This is a genomic window from uncultured Salinibacterium sp., assembly GCF_963974405.1.
GTDB lineage: Bacteria > Actinomycetota > Actinomycetes > Actinomycetales > Microbacteriaceae > Rhodoglobus.
This window is the reverse complement of sequence record NZ_CAXBBH010000003.1, coordinates 87,855-103,789: the sequence shown is the minus strand read 5'-3', so window position 1 is coordinate 103,789 and position 15,935 is coordinate 87,855. Positions and strand designations below refer to the sequence as shown.

Here is a 15,935-nt window from a genome sequence, read left to right as displayed (position 1 = left end):
CGCAAGCTTCCCGACCTGGGTGCCGTCACCGCCTCGGTACACCCCGAGGCAGCGAAAGTTGGAGAAGGAGTAGAGATGGTTGACGCAGCTCGCGCCGCAAAGATGGCGGACCGCATCAAGGTAATCGTTGCGAAGACACTCGAACGTGGAATTAGAGATCCTCGATTGGGCTTCGTTACCATCACCGATGTCCGGGTAACCGGCGACCTCCAGCACGCCTCCGTGTTTTACACGGTGTACGGCACTGATGACGAGCGCCTCGATAGCGCCGCCGCTCTCAAATCGGCGACCGGCCTTGTTCGTCGTGAAGTAGGCAAGAACCTCACCGCGCGCCTCACTCCGTCTATCGAGTTCATTGCCGACGGCATCCCCGAAAATGCGGCTCTTATCGACTCGCTTCTCACCGAGGCTCACTTGCGTGATGCTTCCGTCGAAGCGCTCAAGAAGACCGCGAAGTATGCGGGAGACGAAGACCCCTACGTGAAACCACGGGACATTGCCGCCGAAGAAGAAGCAGCAGGCTTCGATGACGATGACGATGACGATGAGGATGACGATGGTCATTACGTCAGCGACAAGGACTAACCACTCGAGAGCGACCTAGTCGCAGCAGTGCAACCCGCGATTACGGCAGAACGTACCCTGAGTCTTCTGCGACGGCGAGCCCGTCCTTGAGTAGGCCCGCCAGTGCACGGTCACGCTGCTCGGCATCCGACCACACTTGCTCAATCTCAGCGGCGGTGACCGGAACATCGCTCGCGCGCAGTTCGGCGAGAATCAGCCCACGCACTTGGCGATCCGAGCCCTCAAACTTCTTCTGCACCACCTGCTTTTTTCCCTCATACACCGGATAACCTGCCGCTCTCCACGCGCACAGGTCGCGAACGGGACACTGCTCACACAGTGGTTTCTTAGCGGTGCAGACTATGGCGCCCAGCTCCATGACAGCGGCATTCGTCGCTTGCGCGGCGGCGAGGTCATCGGGCAGCAGCAGCTCCATTGCAGCGAGGTCACGCTTCGTCGAGGGCGGGCCCGCCTCACCTTCTCCGTCCACGGCGCGTGCGATCACTCGCCGCACATTGGTATCGACCACCGGATGCCGGTGTCCATAGGCAAAGGAGGCGACGGCGCGCGCGGTGTAGTCCCCGATCCCGGGCAGGGCGAGCAGCGTGGGGACATCCTCGGGCACAACATTGTTGTGCTGTTCCGCGATCGCGGTCGCGGCCGCGTGAAGATTCAGCGCGCGTCGGGGGTAGCCAAGGCGTGCCCAGGCGCGAACGGCGTCGCCCGGTGCGGCGGCGGCAAGATCGGCGGGTGTTGGCCAACGTTCTAGCCACTGTTCGAGGCGGGGGATCACGCGAATCACCGGGGTCTGCTGCAGCATGATTTCGCTGACCAGGATGCCCCAGGCGCCAAAGTCATCGTGGCGCCAGGGGAGGTCGCGCCCATTTTCGGCAAACCAGTCTCGGATGATTCGAGCAAGCTCGGCGCGATCGAGGCGTGTGTTGGCGGAGGATTCCTGCTCGCTATTCGGGATGGCGGAAGTGTTGGGGTTGGTCATTCGAGGCAATCGGGGTGGGGCGGAAATCGAAACCGGGGATTAGCGGCGTGTGGCGTGGGTGAATCGTGCTGCGGCATCCTCAATGCTGAGGAAGTTCCCGGTTGCTTCGACGGCGTGCACCAGCTCGACCATCAGGGCATTGATCGGGGCTGCACGGCCTCGTTCGCTGGCTGCTCGCACGACGGCACCATTGAGGGCGTCTACTTCGCTGGGTTGACCACGGCGAATGCTTTGAAGGGTCGACCCGGGGTTGGGCGTGCTGCCCATGCGTCGGCTCATCGCGAGGGGCACCAACTGGCCTAGCCAGAGCGGCGCGCGGGCAAGATCGCGCAGTCGGCGGTGTGAGAGTCCCTGCAGAGTCTCGAACCGAATGCCGTGCGCGAGAGCAGTTCTAGCCGTTTCGCGCATGCTCGCGGTCATGATTCGACGGAGGCGTGAATCGGCAATGACCTCTTGCACGCTGAGGCCCGTGATCGCCGGGAGGGCGTTGACTTGGTTGATCACCAGCTTCGTCCATTGGGCGCCACGGAAATTGGGAACCGCGAATGTCGGCATGACGGCATTGAGAGCGTCGGCGGCGTAGCGGGCTGGCACGTCGTTGTCTCCCGCGACACCCACATAGCTGGGGCCCGCGGCGGTGACGTCGATGAGTCCGGGGGAGAGGAACGAGGATGCGAAGGTGGCGAGCCCGCCGATGATGTCTGACCGCGGTGACGCCTGAGCAGCGGTGTCGAGAGAATCGAGGCCGTTCTGAAAAATGACGACCGGAACATTGCGGACAAAACGAAGATTGTCTCGAAGAGCTTGTTCCGCGTCGTGGGCTTTCGTGGCCACGATCACTAGCTCGTTCACACGACTGAGGGTCTCCGCGGCGCGAACTCGTGACACACTATCGCCCCACGCTCCGGTGAGACTGAGGCCGGACTCCCGGATGGCTTTGAGGTGGGCGCCCCGCGCGGTCACTTCAACATCGTTGCCTGCGCGCGCGAGCAGTACCGCAATTGCGCCACCAACGGCACCTGCCCCAATAATGCCGATTCGCATAGCCGCAGTCTAAGCGCAGCGAGTGCAGATAGCTCGCTGCGCTGTTGCTGCGGCGCGTGTGTATGCTGCGGCAGAATTGGCTAAAGTTGATGGGCTACCCATCCGGGGTTGCCAGGGTGGAGGAAATGGCATGGCTAAGCCACCGCGCAATCCTGCCAGTGGGATCTTGTTCGTCGATAAGCCGCAAGGCATCACAAGTCACGGTGTTGTCTCTCGAGCACGCAAGTCAGTTGGCACCCGCAAGATCGGTCACGCAGGCACCCTCGACCCGATGGCGACAGGACTGCTCGTGCTTGGCGCCAACAACGCCACTCGCCTCTTGACCTATCTTGTCGGCCTCGACAAGCAGTACACGGCCACGATCCGTTTGGGAGCGTCGTCGAACACTGACGATGCCGAGGGCGAGCTTTCAGAACCGGCGGATGCCGCGGCTCTCGCTGCCATCAGCGACGATGACATCGCGCGTGCCGTCTCCAACCTCACCGGTGCTATCTCGCAGCGACCAAGTTCTGTCAGCGCCATCAAGGTTGATGGCAAGCGCGCGTATGCGTTGGCTCGAGCGGGCGAAGAGGTCGTCTTGGCGGAGCGAACGGTGACGGTTTCTGTATTCGAGGTTCTCGAGATCGCGCGCGATGAGTACATCGATCTCAAGGTGCGTGTCGATTGTTCTTCGGGAACGTACATCCGTGCACTGGCTCGTGATTTAGGTGAGGCCCTTAGCGTGGGTGGCCACTTGACGGTTCTTCGCCGGACAAGGGTGGGTCCCTTCAGCGTGGATGACGCTAGTGCTCTTGATTCCGACCTTGAGACCCAGCTGGTCGCGCCTGCGACGGTTGCCCGCGAGCTGTTCGAGACAGTGGCGCTCGACGCGCAACAGTCGGAGGATCTCGCCAACGGCAAGCGCATTGCGCTCGAGCCGCGTGCCTCATTGCCCGTCGCTGCGCTTGCGCCCGATGGGCGGCTCCAGGGCCTTATTGAAATCGTCGATGGACGTGCTCGAGTGCTGTCGAATTTTCCGCGCGATCCGCAGCCTGTAGACCCGCAGGAGCAGGCTGCTGCTCAGGGCGAGCCAGTTTCTGAGGAAGGAACCCCAAACAATGGTTGAGTGGTTTGTGTGGGTCCAAGTGATCATTGCGGTTCTCGCTGGAACCGCTGCCATTGTGGCCGGGTTTGCCCGCGTGACTCCCAATGACTATTCCTTGGGAGCAACGCTTCTCGTTGAAGCCTTGCTGATCGTGCAATTGGTGATGGCGGTTGTGTCCCCATTCTTCGGCAACGTGGCCACTGGCAGCGCGCTGGAGTTTTGGATCTACCTTGTGTCGGCCATCCTGATTCCGCCCGCCGCGGTCATGTGGGGTCTTATCGAGCGCAACCGCTGGAGCACCGTCATCTTGGGCGTCGCCTGTTTGTCAATTGCAGTGATGGTCTATCGCATGAGCCAGATCTGGTTTGTGCAATTGGCGTAGCCAAGAGCGCCTAAAGTTGAGAGAGATGACTAGAACAAGCACTTCAACTGCCTCGGGCATTGGCCGGGTACTTATTGCCGTCTATGCGGTGATGGCATTGGGCGCTACCGCGCGTTCGCTTTTTCAGATCGCGACCAAATTTGACGAGGCACCCGTTGCCTACCTTCTCTCGGCTGTTGCGGGGCTCGTCTACATCGTTGCGACCGTCGCTCTCATTCGTTCGAGTCACGCGTGGTACCGAGTTGCTGTGGTCGCGATCGTATTTGAGCTTGTGGGCGTAATTACTGTAGGTACGCTCAGCCTTGTGGATGCCGTGCTCTTTCCCGCAGACACTGTGTGGTCAGCGTTTGGCGCTGGCTACCTCTTCGTGCCTCTAGCGCTTCCCGTGCTCGGCCTGATCTGGCTGTACCGGGTTCGCAAAGGTCAGGAGCGTCGCTGACATGGATCTGTTCGAGTCTCTTGATGCTGTTCCCGAATCGTATGGCCCCGTCGCCGTGACGATTGGTAAATTTGATGGCGTCCATAGCGGCCACCGCGCGGTTCTCGCGCGCCTCCGTGACGTTGCCGCTGAGCGCGGCCTGCGTTCGGTCGTGGTCACCTTCGACCGCAATCCGATGAGTCTTTTGAACCCTGCCGCCTGCCCGCAGCCCTTGCTCAGCAAGGAGCAGAAACTTGAACGCCTGGCAACGACCGAAGTCGACGCCACTCTCGTTCTGACCTTTGATCGAGCCTTGAGCGAGGTGTCGGCCGAAGATTTCGTTTCCACTGTGCTGGCAGAAACGCTCGATACCAAGGTCGTTCTCGTGGGGGCAGACTTCCGCTTCGGTGCGGGCGGTGCTGGCGATGTTGCGTTGCTCCGTGAGTTGGGAGAACTCCACGGTTTTGAGGTCGTAGTGATAGACGACATCGCGTTCGACGAGGGGCGACGCGTCTCGTCTACTTTTGTGCGCGAGCTGCTCACCGAGGGTCGAGTAGCGGAGGCGGGTCAATTGCTCACCGCGGCTCATTCTGTGCGCGGAGTCGTAGTGCTTGGCCAACAGCGCGGGCGCGAGCTCGGGTATCCGACCGCCAACCTTGATCGCAATTTGGAAGGCTTCATTCCCGCCGATGGCGTGTATGCGGCCTGGCTCGTGATTGATGGGGTTCGTTTCGCCGCTGCGGTCTCGATCGGTAACAACCCCACTTTTGATGGCGTGCCCGAAAAGCAAGTGGAAGCGCACGCTCTCGACCAAGATTTCGATATTTACGGCAAACGGGTAGAGATCGAATTCGTCGCGTACGTGCGGGGCATGGTCAAATACACGACTGTTGATGCGCTCATCGACCAGATGTGCCTCGATGAGGTCGCCGTTCGAGAAATATTAGGCGTTGCCGCGAAAGGCACCGCCAACAGTTAGTACGTGAAGCATTTCACAACGCTTGCTGCTGCGAAGCAACTGGTGCGTCACCACGTAGACTCGTGCGAATGAGTACTCCCACGCCCGCCCTGTGGCGGGGGCGCATTATTGCGCTTGCCGGCATCTTCTTCATCGCGCTTAACGTGCGTACAGCCGTTGCCGCGATTTCCCCGATTGTCGGCGTCATCGAGAACGATATTCCGATCTCTAGCTTGGGGTTGGGGTTTCTGGGAATGCTGCCGCCCATTGCCTTCGCCATCGCGGGTATCGCTGCTCCGGCGCTCGCTCGGTCACGTGGTCTCGATGCGAGTTTGTTGATCGCTTCTGCAGCGATGGTCTCTGGTTCGGCGCTGCGAGCAGTGAGCGACAGTTACCTGCTCCTCGCGCTCGGCAGCCTCATCGCGCTCGCGGGAATGGGATTAGGAAACGTTCTGCTTCCGCCCGCCGTGAAGAAGTACTTTCCCGATCGGCTTGCGACAGTTACCGGTGGCTATGTGGTGCTCATTTCTTTGGGGGCAGCCACGCCGGCGCTGTTTGCCGCCCCGGTAGCGGAAGTCGCCGGATGGCGCGTCTCTGTTGCTGTGTGGGCTGTGCTTGCCCTCACTGCTTTTACTCCGTGGCTTGTTCTGACTCTTCGAAGTCGCCGTGCAAAGCGCACCGCGGCCCTCGACGCGAGTGTCGTTCCCGTGGTGTCCGGCATTTCGGTATGGGTGGTGGCAAAGTCACGCACGGCCTGGGCAATCACGATCGCCTTCGCTGTCTCGTCGATTGGCTTTTATTCGTTCTTTGCCTGGCTGCCCGAGATTCTTATCGAATCAGCAGGGTTCACTGCTGTGGAGGCGGGAGCGATGCTGTCACTCTTTGGACTCATCGGAATTCCGCTGGGGATCGTGAGCCCAATTCTCGCGGACCGTGTCTCGAATATTGGCGCGGTTATGGCAGGCGGAGTTCTGGCGGGAGCGCTAGGTTACCTAGGGCTTGCCTTTGTTCCCACGACGCTCACCGGAGTATCGGTGGTGCTTGTGGGGCTGGGCACCGTCTTGTTCCCGCTGTGTCTCGTTCTCATCAACTTGCGTACACGGAGTCATCAGGGCTCAGCGGCTCTGAGCGGTTTCGTTCAGAGCGTTGCCTATACCGTTGCCGCGCTTGGCCCCTTCGCCGTGGCACTCGTGCGCGATTTGAGTGGCGGGTGGTTCTGGCCGCTCATGTTCTTGCTCATCTCAAGCCTTCTCGCGCTGATCAGCGCGGTCATGCTGGCGCGCCCGAGTTTTGTCGAAGATGAGTTGGGCATAGCGGTGTCTTCGCTCGACGATTAGCCAACACCAAGGTGCTCGCCGAGGGGCGTTCAGGATGCCGGCCGTAGCGCAGCATCCTGAGCATCGCTCCTACTGGGCGAGGGCTGAAGTGCTCAATCGCTCGGGGTGATGCACGAGAGCAGCGGCACCGATGAGCGGACCGTCGCTCGAGAGCCCTGACTCGACAACTCGCACCTTAGTGATGAACGGAAACGGTGCGCGGTCAGTAATGGCTTCGGCGACGAGGTCGATGTAGTCCGCGGCCACATGCGAGAAGCCTCCACCGATGGCCACGAGTTCAAGGTCGACGAGTGCGGTCGCCGACGCAATGCCGTGGCCGACAGCACGAGCTGAGCGACGAACGGCGCTGATTGCGATCTCGTTTCCTGCGGCGTAGTCGGCGGCCAGCTCTTCTCCCGTCGAGCCGGTCCAACCCTGAGATTGCGCCCACTCGACGGTCTTGGGGCCGGAAGCGACAGCTTCGACGCAGCCCGTTCCGCCACAACCGCAAAGGACCGTCTCGCCACCGACCTCAACGTGGCCGAAGTGGCCTCCGTTTCCGGTAGGTCCGTCGATAAGTTGATTGTCGAGGATAAGCCCGCCGCCAACTCCCGTTGATACAACCATTCCCATGAAGTACTTCACTCCTTGGGCGGCACCGATCCAGTGTTCGGCGAGAGCGATGCAGTTGCCATCGCCACGGAGAGCGACAGAAGTGCCCGGAAGCTCCGCTTCTACGAGAGCACGCACGCCGAAGTCGCGCCAGGCCGGCAGGTTGAGGGGCGACACTTCGCCGCGGGAGACAGAGATGGGTCCCGCGCTTCCGATGCCGGCGCCGAGTAGCTCGGCGCCAGCGGGAAGGGCAGCGGCCGATTGCTGCACGACCGAGCGAACACTCTCGGCGAGTTGCTCGCTCGATGCCGCACGGCCAGTGGGGGCACGGAAGCGGCTCGTCGCGAGAACGACACCGTTCGGGTCGACGAGGGCGGCCTCGACTTTGGTTCCGCCAATATCGATGGCGAGGGCATAGCGATTTGATGTGGTGGTGGTCACGGCATCCACCTTATTGGGTCTTGAGAGCGGGCGGTGCGCACGTGACGCCGTTCGTGTGGCGTTCAGGTTGGGGGAGTTGGCTGCACATGTGCGCACGTTACGAAGTAGGTAGCTGCTCATCTGAGCGAGTGCTCCAGCATATGTTGCAGGGCGACACGCGAGACTCTATCGTTGAAGACAGGAGGCAGCAGTGGATGAATCAACCGAACTCTTAGCGGTGCGCGTTGCCGAGCTCTACTACGAAGAGAACAAGACTCAAGATGAGGTTGGCGCTCTTCTCGGTATTACTCGCTGGAAAGTGGGGCGATTGCTCACTCGAGCGCGCGAGGCTGGAATTGTGCGCATTGAGATCATCCACCCCCGTGCCCGTCGACTGGATGTTGAGCGTCAATTGCGCGACCGCTTCGGACTCAAAGACGCTGTCGTTGTTCCGCTCCCCACGGATGACGAAGAGGTTAGCCCTCGCGTAGCTCAGGCGGCGGCCGATTATCTCGCCGCTGTACGCCCCGTCCCTCGCACTCTCGGAGTGAGCTGGGGACGCACTCTCGATGAGGTTGCCCGCCTACTTGCTCCCGGCTGGACGGTTGGAGTGCAAGTCGTGCAGATCAACGGCGGTGTGAGCCTCAATAGCAAACAGGGAACCGCGGCCCAGACCGCTGTCACGATCGCTCAAAAGGGCCACGGCCAAGCCACGTTGCTGCCCATCCCCGCCATTCTGGAACAGGTCGAAACGAAGCGCGCGGTTGAGCGTGACCGCTCTGTCGCAAGCGTTCGAGCGTTGGGTGCTTCAGCATCCGCTTATTTGTACAGCGCTGGTGTTGCCGGTGCTAGTTCGGTTCACGTCGATAGCGGTTATCTCAGCGAGAGCGATGTTGATGTTCTCGTTTCGCAGGGAGCCGTGGGCGATGTGGTCGGTCGCTACATCAATAGCGAAGGCAAGATCGTTGACTCCGCTCTCGATGAGCGCACGGTCGGTATCGGTCTTGACGAACTCCGTGCTGCTGAGCACGCAATTTTTGTCGTCGCTGGCGACGCTAAACATGACGTCGCGCGCGCCGTCGTTACGAGTGGGCTGTGTTCCGTCATCGTCACCGATGAGGCCACTGCTCACGCCCTTCTGGAGGAAACCACATGACAATCGAACAGGCCATCGCGCTCGCTCCTGCTGAGCGCGCGGTCAACCTCATTGGCTCAGATCTGACCGAGAAGTCGCTCAAGCTCCATCTCGAGGGTCTTGCCGGCGTCGACGCTGTCGGGCTCGAGCAGCGTGCTGCGGGTTTGGGCACACGCTCGATCAAGACAACGTCGAAGGCCTGGGCCCTCGACACCATCATCAAGCTCATTGACCTGACGACGCTGGAGGGGGCAGACACTCCGGGCAAAGTTCGCTCTCTCGCGGCCAAAGCCATGCTGCCTGACCCTTCGGATGCCTCGACCCCGCAGGTCGCAGCGGTGTGCGTTTACGGCGACATGGTTCCCTACGCAGCTGAGGGCCTTGGCTCTTCGTGGTCGAACGGTTCGGACAACGGAATTAACGTTGCCGCCGTGGCAACCGCGTTCCCGAGCGGACGCTCCTCGTTGCCGATCAAGATCATGGACACCAAAGAAGCAGTCGCTAACGGCGCAGACGAAATCGACATGGTTATTGACCGTGGGGCCTTCCTCTCCGGCAAGTACGGTGTTGTCTTCGACCAGATCGTCGCAGTCAAGGAGGCGTGCCGCCGCGATAACGGCACCTACGCTCACCTCAAGGTGATCCTCGAGACCGGCGAACTCAATACCTACGACAACGTGCGCAAAGCATCGTGGCTCTCGATCCTGGCCGGCGGAGACTTCATCAAGACGTCGACCGGCAAGGTTTCGCCCGCAGCGACGCTGCCCGTCACGCTGCTCATGCTTGAGGTTGTGCGCGATTGGCACTTGCTGACCGGCGAGAAGATCGGCGTCAAGCCTGCTGGCGGCATCCGAAGCTCGAAAGATGCCATCAAGTATCTCGTGACTGTTGCGGAGACGGTCGGCGAGGAGTGGCTGCAGCCGCACTTGTTCCGTTTCGGCGCATCCAGTCTTCTCAATGACGTGCTCTTGCAGCGTCAGAAGCTCACCACCGGCCACTACTCCGGCCCCGACTACGTCACGATTGACTAAGGCACCCCATGACTGAGAACGACAAAGCACTGAGCGCGAAGGCCCCGAGCTTTCTTGACTACGCTCCCGCCCCCGAATCGACATCGGTTCTGCACCTGAAGAAGCACTACGGTCTCTTTATTGACGGTGAATTTGTGGATGGCCGCGGCGACGCGTTCACGACGATTTCTCCGGCAACCGAGAAGGAAATCGCGTCGATCTCCAATGCCAACAACGCTGATGTGGATGCCGCTGTCGCCGCAGCTCGCAAAGCATACGATCGCACGTGGTCGAAGCTGTCGGGCGCCCACCGAGGTAAATACCTCTTCCGCATCGCGCGCCTCGTGCAGGAGCGAGCCCGCGAGCTTGCTGTTGCCGAGAGTCTCGACAACGGAAAGCCAATCAAGGAGAGCCGTGACGTTGACGTACCTCTCGTTGCTGCTTGGTTCTTCTACTACGCCGGTTGGGCCGACAAGCTCGACTATGCAGGCCTCGGCCCGAACCCGCAGTCGCTCGGCGTTGCCGCTCAGGTAATCCCGTGGAACTTCCCGCTGCTCATGCTCGCGTGGAAGATCGCTCCGGCGCTCGCGGCAGGAAACACTGTCGTGATCAAGCCAGCGGAGACAACACCGTTGAGCGCAATGATTTTCGCCGAGATCCTGCAGCAGGCCGACCTGCCCAAGGGTGTCGTTAACATCGTTACTGGCGCGGGAGACACGGGCAACGCGCTCGTCAATCACCCCGACGTCAACAAGGTTGCCTTTACCGGGTCGACCGGTGTCGGCCGTGCGATCGCCAAATCGGTAGCCGGAACGGGCAAGAAAGTTACTCTCGAACTCGGTGGCAAGGCCGCCAACATCGTCTTTGACGACGCCCCCATGGATCAAGCCATTGAGGGCATCGTCAACGGCATCTTCTTCAACCAGGGGCACGTCTGCTGTGCAGGTTCGCGCCTACTGGTTCAAGAGAACGTCCACGACGAGGTCGTCGATCGTCTCAAGGCGCGACTCTCTACGTTGCGCATGGGAGACCCGCTCGACAAGAACACCGATATCGGTGCGATCAACTCCAAGGCTCAGCTCGACCGCATCCGTGAACTCAGCAATGTCGGTGAAGCCGAGGGTGCCGAGCGCTGGACTGCCGACTGCGCCATCCCCGAAAACGGGTTCTGGTTCGCCCCCACGATCTTCACGAACGTGTCGACCTCGAGTCGCATCGCTCGCGAAGAGGTCTTTGGTCCCGTGCTGAGCGTGCTCACGTTCCGTACTCCGGCAGAAGCTATCGCCAAGGCCAACAACACCCCCTATGGGCTGTCTGCGGGCATCTGGAGCGAGAAGGGCTCACGAGTCTTGGCCGTCGCCGACAAGCTGCGCGCTGGTGTCATCTGGGCCAACACGTTCAATCGTTTCGATCCTGCGTCGCCGTTCGGCGGCTACAAGGAGAGCGGCTACGGCCGCGAGGGTGGCCGTCACGGACTGGCCGCTTACCTAGAATCCGCTGGATGGGCCGCGCCCGCCGTCACGAAAGGTGGCAAGAAATGACCCGTCTCACGGTTCCTAAGACCTACAAGCTCTACATCGGTGGCAAGTTTCCGCGCAGCGAAAGCGGCCGCACCTATGAAGTGACCACTAAGAAGGGCGCGTTCCTCGCGAATGCCTCGCTGGCTAGTCGCAAGGATGCGCGGGATGCTGTCGTTGCTGCCCGCGCGGCCGTCAGCGGCTGGTCGGGGGCCACGGGCTACAACCGCGGCCAAGTCTTGTACCGCATTGCGGAACTCTTGGAGGGTCGTCGCGAGCAGTTCGTCGATGAGCTGATGGCGACCGAGTCGCTGTCGAAGTCGGCGGCGACCACTCAGGTGGACACCGCAATTGATGCGTGGGTCTGGTACGCCGGTTGGGCTGACAAATACGTCCAGGTAGCGGGAAACGGCAACCCGGTTTCCGGCCCGTACTTCAATCTGTCGACACCCGAGCCCAGCGGCGTCATTGCGATCATCGCTCCGCAGGATTCCTCGTCGCTGCTCGGCCTCGTGAGTGTTATCGCTCCAGCTCTCGTCAGCGGAAACACTGTCGTTGTCGTTGCTCACCAGAGCGCACCGCTCAGCGCGATCAGCCTCTCCGAGGTTCTCGCAACGAGTGATGTTCCCGGTGGCGTCGTCAACATTCTCACGGGCTCGCCCGCTGAGATTGCACCGTGGCTTGCCAGCCATGCGGATGTCAATGGTCTCGATCTCGCAGGAGCCGAAGAGCTTGAGTGGGTTGACCTTCAGATCGCCGCGGCTGACACTCTCAAGCGCGTCATGGGACCGGTCACGGGAGTTCCTGCGCCATCCGTCGAACGCATTGTTCAGTGGACCGAAACGAAGACTGTCTGGCACACGAAGTCTCTTATCTAGCAGGAAATGTGGTGCGTGGGTTGCGCAGTGCCGGTATCGAGATAACTGTGCGCTGCCTCCCAGCAGCACTGCCTAATGTTGGCGCATGCGCGTACTTGTCACTGGAGCAACTGGATATCTCGGCGGCCGATTGGTCCCTCGACTGATCGACGCTGGGTATAGCGTGCGCGTTCTTGTGCGCAACCCGCGAAAGCTACGCGACGTTCCGTGGCGTGACGATGTCGAAGTCGCTGTCGGTGACTTGACGGATGCGAGCACTCTCGTTGATGCCGTGGAGGGCATGGATGCGCTCTATTACCTCGTTCACGCGATGGGCGCTGCCGGGGACTTCGAGAAGACGGAAAAGCTCTCGGCGAGAAACGTTGCGAGCGCCGCGAAGAAGGCGGGAGTTTCTCGCATCGTTTACCTCGGTGGCTTGCACCCCGAGGGCGAGATCTCGCAACTCAGTCGTCACTTGCGCAGCAGAGCAGAAGTCGGCAATATCCTGCTCAAGTCTGGCGTTCCGACGATCGCCTTCAACGCGGGTGTCGTTATTGGTTCTGGTTCAGCGTCGTTCGAGATGATCCGTCATTTGACTGAAGTGTTGCCCTATATGCCCGCGCCCAAGTGGGTGCGCAACTTCATTCAGCCGATCGCCGTGCGTGACGTTCTCTACTACTTGGTCTCTGCGCTTGAGCTACCCGATGATCTCAATCGAAGCTTCGACATCGGCGGGCCGGATGTTCTGCGTTACGGCCAAATGATGAACGGTTACGCCCTCGAAGCGGGCCTGCACCAGCGCCCCATCGCGTCATTGCCGGTGCTGACTCCCTGGCTCGCATCGCAGTGGGTCAACTTGGTCACTCCGATTCCGCGGCTCCTTGCCGTGCCGATCATCGAGTCACTGCAATTCGACTGTGTCGTGCGCGATGAATCGGTTTCTGACTTTATTCCTGAGCCAGAGGGCGGACTCACCAGCTACCGCGCCTCGGTGCGGTTGGCGCTCGTGAAAATGAGCGATGGTGAGGTGGAGACGAGTTGGCAAGATGCGACTGTCGTCGGAGCACCAAGCGACCCGATTCCTAGCGACCCCGAGTGGACGGGGCACACCGTCTACACCGACCTGCGGGAGCGTAAAACCTCAGCATCCGCGGATGCGTTGTGGGCGGTCGTAGAGGGTATCGGTGGCGAGAACGGCTGGTATTCCTTCCCGCTGGCATGGGCTCTGCGGGGCTGGCTCGACAAGCTCGTCGGTGGGGTCGGGCTGCGACGAGGCCGGCGGCATCCGACCACGCTGAATACGGGAGACGCGCTGGATTTCTGGCGAGTTGAAAGTATTGAGCGCGGCCACAGTCTTCGCTTGCGTGCGGAAATGAAGCTGCCAGGGCGGGCGTGGCTTGAGCTTTCCGTTGAGGATCGCGGTGAGGCGGGGTCGCTCTATCGTCAGCGCGCCGTGTTCTTTCCGAGCGGGCTCGGTGGGCGACTGTATTGGGCCGCAATTCTGCCCTTCCATGGCGTGATCTTTAGCGGCATGGTTAATCGCATCGTGGCAGCGGGAGAATCAGATTCCAAACTCTAATGCGCCCACTCGTGCTCGGAATACGTTACTTTTGACTAATGTCAGGAATCGTCGTAGTTGGTAGCGCAAATATTGATCAGGTCTTTCGAGTAGATCGCATCCCGTCACCGGGCGAGACTGTGCTCTCGCGCGGTCTCCACACTGCTCTCGGCGGTAAAGGACAAAACCAGGCTGTCGCCGCTGCTCGAGCGGGAGTCTCCACAGCGTTTGTCGGTGCTGTCGGCGATGACAGCTTTGGCGAGATGGTGCGCTCGGGTCTCGCAACCGACTCGATCGACGTGAGCCGCCTCAAAACGACGGACAAGCCGACCGGAACCGCTCTTATCGCTGTTGATGACACGGGAGAGAACACGATCATCGTCGAGGCTGGCGCGAACACTGACGTCGCCAACCTCACGGCTGATGACTCTGCGGCAATTAGCGCCGCATCCGCTCTCGTCATGCAACTCGAGATTCCGCTGGGTACGGTGATCGAGGCAGCGCGGATCGCTCGTGCCGTAGGCACGAAGGTGATTTTGAACGCGGCGCCCATCCAGACTCTGCCGCAGGAACTTCTCGACAACCTAGACATTCTGATCGTCAACGAGCATGAAGCCGCAGAACTTGCGAGCGACAATCAGCTTTCTCCCGAACTCGAAGGCATCGGAGAACGCTTGCTCGCTCTCGTGTCGACCGTCATCGTGACGCTTGGCTCGAAGGGGGCGGCACTGCACCGCGTCGGTTCTGAGCCCGTAATCGTTCCGGCGCATCACGTGACTGCGGTTGACGCTACAGGCGCAGGTGATACCTTCTGCGGCGCGTTTGCTGCGGGAGTGGTTGAAGGCATGATGTTGGATGATGCTCTACGCTTTGCGGGAGCTGCGGCATCCATTTCAGTTGAGAATCACGGCGCGGTGCCGTCGATCCCGCATCGTGAAGCGATTGAGACACGTTTAAAATAGTTCGCCAATTAGATAACGGATTGGTAACAGACTCGCTATAGTGGGGTCACCGCGAACACGCGGCAACCCGACACAAGGATGGCGAGTCAATGACGACATCGCAGAACCTGGCGAACCCGAAACATCATCTCCGCGCGCGGCGAGCAGCCCTCGCCGTCACAATCGTCACTGCGATCACGCTTGCTCTTGTGCTCAACGCCAACGTCATTCGCGTGCATGCGGTCGGGGCCTTTACGTCACTCAAGGCGCCCGGCGAGGCCGCGTTTGTAGCCGGTCACCGTGGAGACGCAACGGTGGCCCCCGAGAACACTCTCGAGGCGCTGACTCTCGCCCTCGATAGCGCGGCAGACTATGTCGAAACTGACGTGCAGCTTACGGCGGATGGGGTGCCTGTCCTCATGCACGATTGGACTGTTGACCGCACCACAAATGGCACGGGGCCGGTGTGGACCTACACCTATGAAGAGCTCTCGGCGCTCGATGCAGGCTCCTGGTTCGGCGATGACTTTGCCGGGGCAACAGTGCCGAGCCTCGAACAGTTTCTCAATGTTCTTCGCTGGTCAACGAAGAATGCGATCCTCGAGCTCAAGGGCTCCTGGACCGATGAGCACGTGGCGCTCGTCGCCGACCTGATAGCGCGCAATGGAGTTGCTAATCATGTGATTCTCGGCAGCTTCGACATCATGACTCTTCAAGCGGTGCAGCGGGTGAGCCCCGAATTGCCCGGGATGCTGATCGTGCGAGACATCGTCGGCGATCCCGCTCAGCTTGCCGCAGCGGCCGGCGCGGTGGCACTCGTGACGAGCAAGAAAGCCATTATGCGCAATCCTGAACTCGTTCAGCAGGTCCACGATGCCGGTTTGGGCATCTTGATCTACACACTCAATGATTCAGATACCTGGTCGGATGCCGTGGCCTTAGGCGTAGACGGAATCGTCACCGACCGGCCTGCCGAGCTCGGCACCTGGATTGCGAAAGAAGTGAGCGACCGCGGCACGCTGCCCTTCGCCCCGCAACACGCGTTCGGAGAGTAGAGCAGAAATCGCCTTGTGCTCGCGACGACGCAGTTCTGCGACGTGCTCGTCTCGCACGCGGGCTAAA

Annotated in this window: 16 protein-coding genes; 13 read left to right on the top strand and 3 right to left on the bottom strand. The window is 60.8% G+C overall.

Features of this window, described 5'->3' with window-relative positions:
• The first annotated feature begins 75 nt into the window (after positions 1–75).
• Positions 76–585 carry a 30S ribosome-binding factor RbfA gene (rbfA, locus tag AACZ26_RS11765; protein WP_339621798.1) on the top strand — a complete coding sequence of 170 codons (510 nt, stop codon included), beginning with the start codon at positions 76–78 and terminating at the stop codon, positions 583–585.
• Between the two features lie 40 nt (positions 586–625).
• Here the strand turns inward: rbfA and AACZ26_RS11760 are convergent, their stop codons facing one another.
• Both AACZ26_RS11760 and AACZ26_RS11755 read right to left on the bottom strand, forming a co-directional pair.
• Entirely contained in the window at positions 626–1,561 is a 936-nt protein-coding gene (locus AACZ26_RS11760; RefSeq protein ID WP_339621796.1) for an A/G-specific adenine glycosylase, read from the bottom strand.
• Positions 1,562–1,600: 39 nt separating this feature from the next.
• On the bottom strand, positions 1,601–2,605 hold the full coding sequence (locus AACZ26_RS11755) for a 2-dehydropantoate 2-reductase (protein WP_339621794.1): 1,005 nt from the start codon (positions 2,603–2,605) through the stop codon (positions 1,601–1,603).
• Positions 2,606–2,735: 130 nt separating this feature from the next.
• On the opposite strand from AACZ26_RS11755, the gene truB reads away from it, so the two are divergent.
• From truB to AACZ26_RS11730, 5 genes are all read left to right on the top strand, one after another.
• Positions 2,736–3,710, top strand: a complete 975-nt coding sequence (gene truB / locus AACZ26_RS11750; RefSeq protein WP_339621793.1) for a tRNA pseudouridine(55) synthase TruB — start codon at positions 2,736–2,738, stop codon at positions 3,708–3,710.
• Complete coding sequence (locus AACZ26_RS11745; RefSeq protein ID WP_339621791.1) at positions 3,703–4,071, top strand: hypothetical protein; 369 nt, start codon at positions 3,703–3,705, stop codon at positions 4,069–4,071. The genes truB and AACZ26_RS11745 overlap by 8 nt, the downstream gene beginning before the upstream one ends.
• Positions 4,072–4,096: 25 nt before the next feature.
• Complete coding sequence (locus AACZ26_RS11740) at positions 4,097–4,510, top strand: hypothetical protein (RefSeq protein ID WP_339621789.1); 414 nt, start codon at positions 4,097–4,099, stop codon at positions 4,508–4,510.
• Between the two features lies 1 nt (position 4,511).
• Positions 4,512–5,468, top strand: a complete 957-nt coding sequence (locus AACZ26_RS11735) for a bifunctional riboflavin kinase/FAD synthetase (protein ID WP_339621788.1) — start codon at positions 4,512–4,514, stop codon at positions 5,466–5,468.
• A 68-nt stretch (positions 5,469–5,536) separates the two neighbouring features.
• The gene (locus AACZ26_RS11730) at positions 5,537–6,784 is read left to right on the top strand and encodes an MFS transporter (RefSeq protein WP_339621786.1); all 1,248 of its coding nucleotides are present in this window, start codon (positions 5,537–5,539) and stop codon (positions 6,782–6,784) included.
• 69 nt (positions 6,785–6,853) lie between these two features.
• Here AACZ26_RS11730 and AACZ26_RS11725 read toward each other — a convergent pair whose 3' ends face one another.
• Complete coding sequence (locus tag AACZ26_RS11725) at positions 6,854–7,816, bottom strand: ROK family protein (RefSeq protein ID WP_339621784.1); 963 nt, start codon at positions 7,814–7,816, stop codon at positions 6,854–6,856.
• Between the two features lie 190 nt (positions 7,817–8,006).
• Between AACZ26_RS11725 and AACZ26_RS11720 the strand changes: the two genes are divergently transcribed.
• From AACZ26_RS11720 to AACZ26_RS11690, 7 genes are all read left to right on the top strand, one after another.
• The gene (locus tag AACZ26_RS11720) at positions 8,007–8,951 is read left to right on the top strand and encodes a sugar-binding transcriptional regulator (RefSeq protein WP_339621782.1); all 945 of its coding nucleotides are present in this window, start codon (positions 8,007–8,009) and stop codon (positions 8,949–8,951) included.
• Complete coding sequence (deoC, locus tag AACZ26_RS11715) at positions 8,948–9,961, top strand: deoxyribose-phosphate aldolase (RefSeq protein WP_339621781.1); 1,014 nt, start codon at positions 8,948–8,950, stop codon at positions 9,959–9,961. The genes AACZ26_RS11720 and deoC overlap by 4 nt, the downstream gene beginning before the upstream one ends.
• Before the next feature lie 8 nt (positions 9,962–9,969).
• Positions 9,970–11,481, top strand: a complete 1,512-nt coding sequence (locus AACZ26_RS11710) for an aldehyde dehydrogenase family protein (protein ID WP_339621780.1) — start codon at positions 9,970–9,972, stop codon at positions 11,479–11,481.
• Positions 11,478–12,335, top strand: a complete 858-nt coding sequence (locus AACZ26_RS11705; RefSeq protein WP_339621778.1) for an aldehyde dehydrogenase family protein — start codon at positions 11,478–11,480, stop codon at positions 12,333–12,335. Before AACZ26_RS11710 ends, AACZ26_RS11705 begins: the two co-directional genes overlap by 4 nt.
• Positions 12,336–12,420: 85 nt before the next feature.
• A complete protein-coding gene (locus AACZ26_RS11700) occupies positions 12,421–13,893 on the top strand; it encodes an SDR family oxidoreductase (RefSeq protein WP_339621776.1) in 1,473 nt (490 codons plus the stop codon).
• A 38-nt stretch (positions 13,894–13,931) separates the two neighbouring features.
• On the top strand, positions 13,932–14,834 hold the full coding sequence (rbsK, locus tag AACZ26_RS11695; RefSeq protein ID WP_339621775.1) for a ribokinase: 903 nt from the start codon (positions 13,932–13,934) through the stop codon (positions 14,832–14,834).
• An 89-nt stretch (positions 14,835–14,923) separates the two neighbouring features.
• A complete protein-coding gene (locus tag AACZ26_RS11690; protein ID WP_339621773.1) occupies positions 14,924–15,868 on the top strand; it encodes a glycerophosphodiester phosphodiesterase family protein in 945 nt (314 codons plus the stop codon).
• The last annotated feature ends 67 nt before the right edge of the window (positions 15,869–15,935 follow it).

Coding starts and splice junctions, on each gene's coding strand:
- rbfA (WP_339621798.1), top strand. CDS start 76: ATGGTTGACGCAGCTCGCGCCGCAAAGATGGCGGACCGCATCAAGGTA.
- AACZ26_RS11760 (WP_339621796.1), bottom strand. CDS start 1,561: ATGACCAACCCCAACACTTCCGCCATCCCGAATAGCGAGCAGGAATCC.
- AACZ26_RS11755 (WP_339621794.1), bottom strand. CDS start 2,605: ATGCGAATCGGCATTATTGGGGCAGGTGCCGTTGGTGGCGCAATTGCG.
- truB (WP_339621793.1), top strand. CDS start 2,736: ATGGCTAAGCCACCGCGCAATCCTGCCAGTGGGATCTTGTTCGTCGAT.
- AACZ26_RS11745 (WP_339621791.1), top strand. CDS start 3,703: ATGGTTGAGTGGTTTGTGTGGGTCCAAGTGATCATTGCGGTTCTCGCT.
- AACZ26_RS11740 (WP_339621789.1), top strand. CDS start 4,097: ATGACTAGAACAAGCACTTCAACTGCCTCGGGCATTGGCCGGGTACTT.
- AACZ26_RS11735 (WP_339621788.1), top strand. CDS start 4,512: ATGGATCTGTTCGAGTCTCTTGATGCTGTTCCCGAATCGTATGGCCCC.
- AACZ26_RS11730 (WP_339621786.1), top strand. CDS start 5,537: ATGAGTACTCCCACGCCCGCCCTGTGGCGGGGGCGCATTATTGCGCTT.
- deoC (WP_339621781.1), top strand. CDS start 8,948: ATGACAATCGAACAGGCCATCGCGCTCGCTCCTGCTGAGCGCGCGGTC.
- AACZ26_RS11710 (WP_339621780.1), top strand. CDS start 9,970: ATGACTGAGAACGACAAAGCACTGAGCGCGAAGGCCCCGAGCTTTCTT.
- AACZ26_RS11705 (WP_339621778.1), top strand. CDS start 11,478: ATGACCCGTCTCACGGTTCCTAAGACCTACAAGCTCTACATCGGTGGC.
- AACZ26_RS11700 (WP_339621776.1), top strand. CDS start 12,421: ATGCGCGTACTTGTCACTGGAGCAACTGGATATCTCGGCGGCCGATTG.
- rbsK (WP_339621775.1), top strand. CDS start 13,932: ATGTCAGGAATCGTCGTAGTTGGTAGCGCAAATATTGATCAGGTCTTT.
- AACZ26_RS11690 (WP_339621773.1), top strand. CDS start 14,924: ATGACGACATCGCAGAACCTGGCGAACCCGAAACATCATCTCCGCGCG.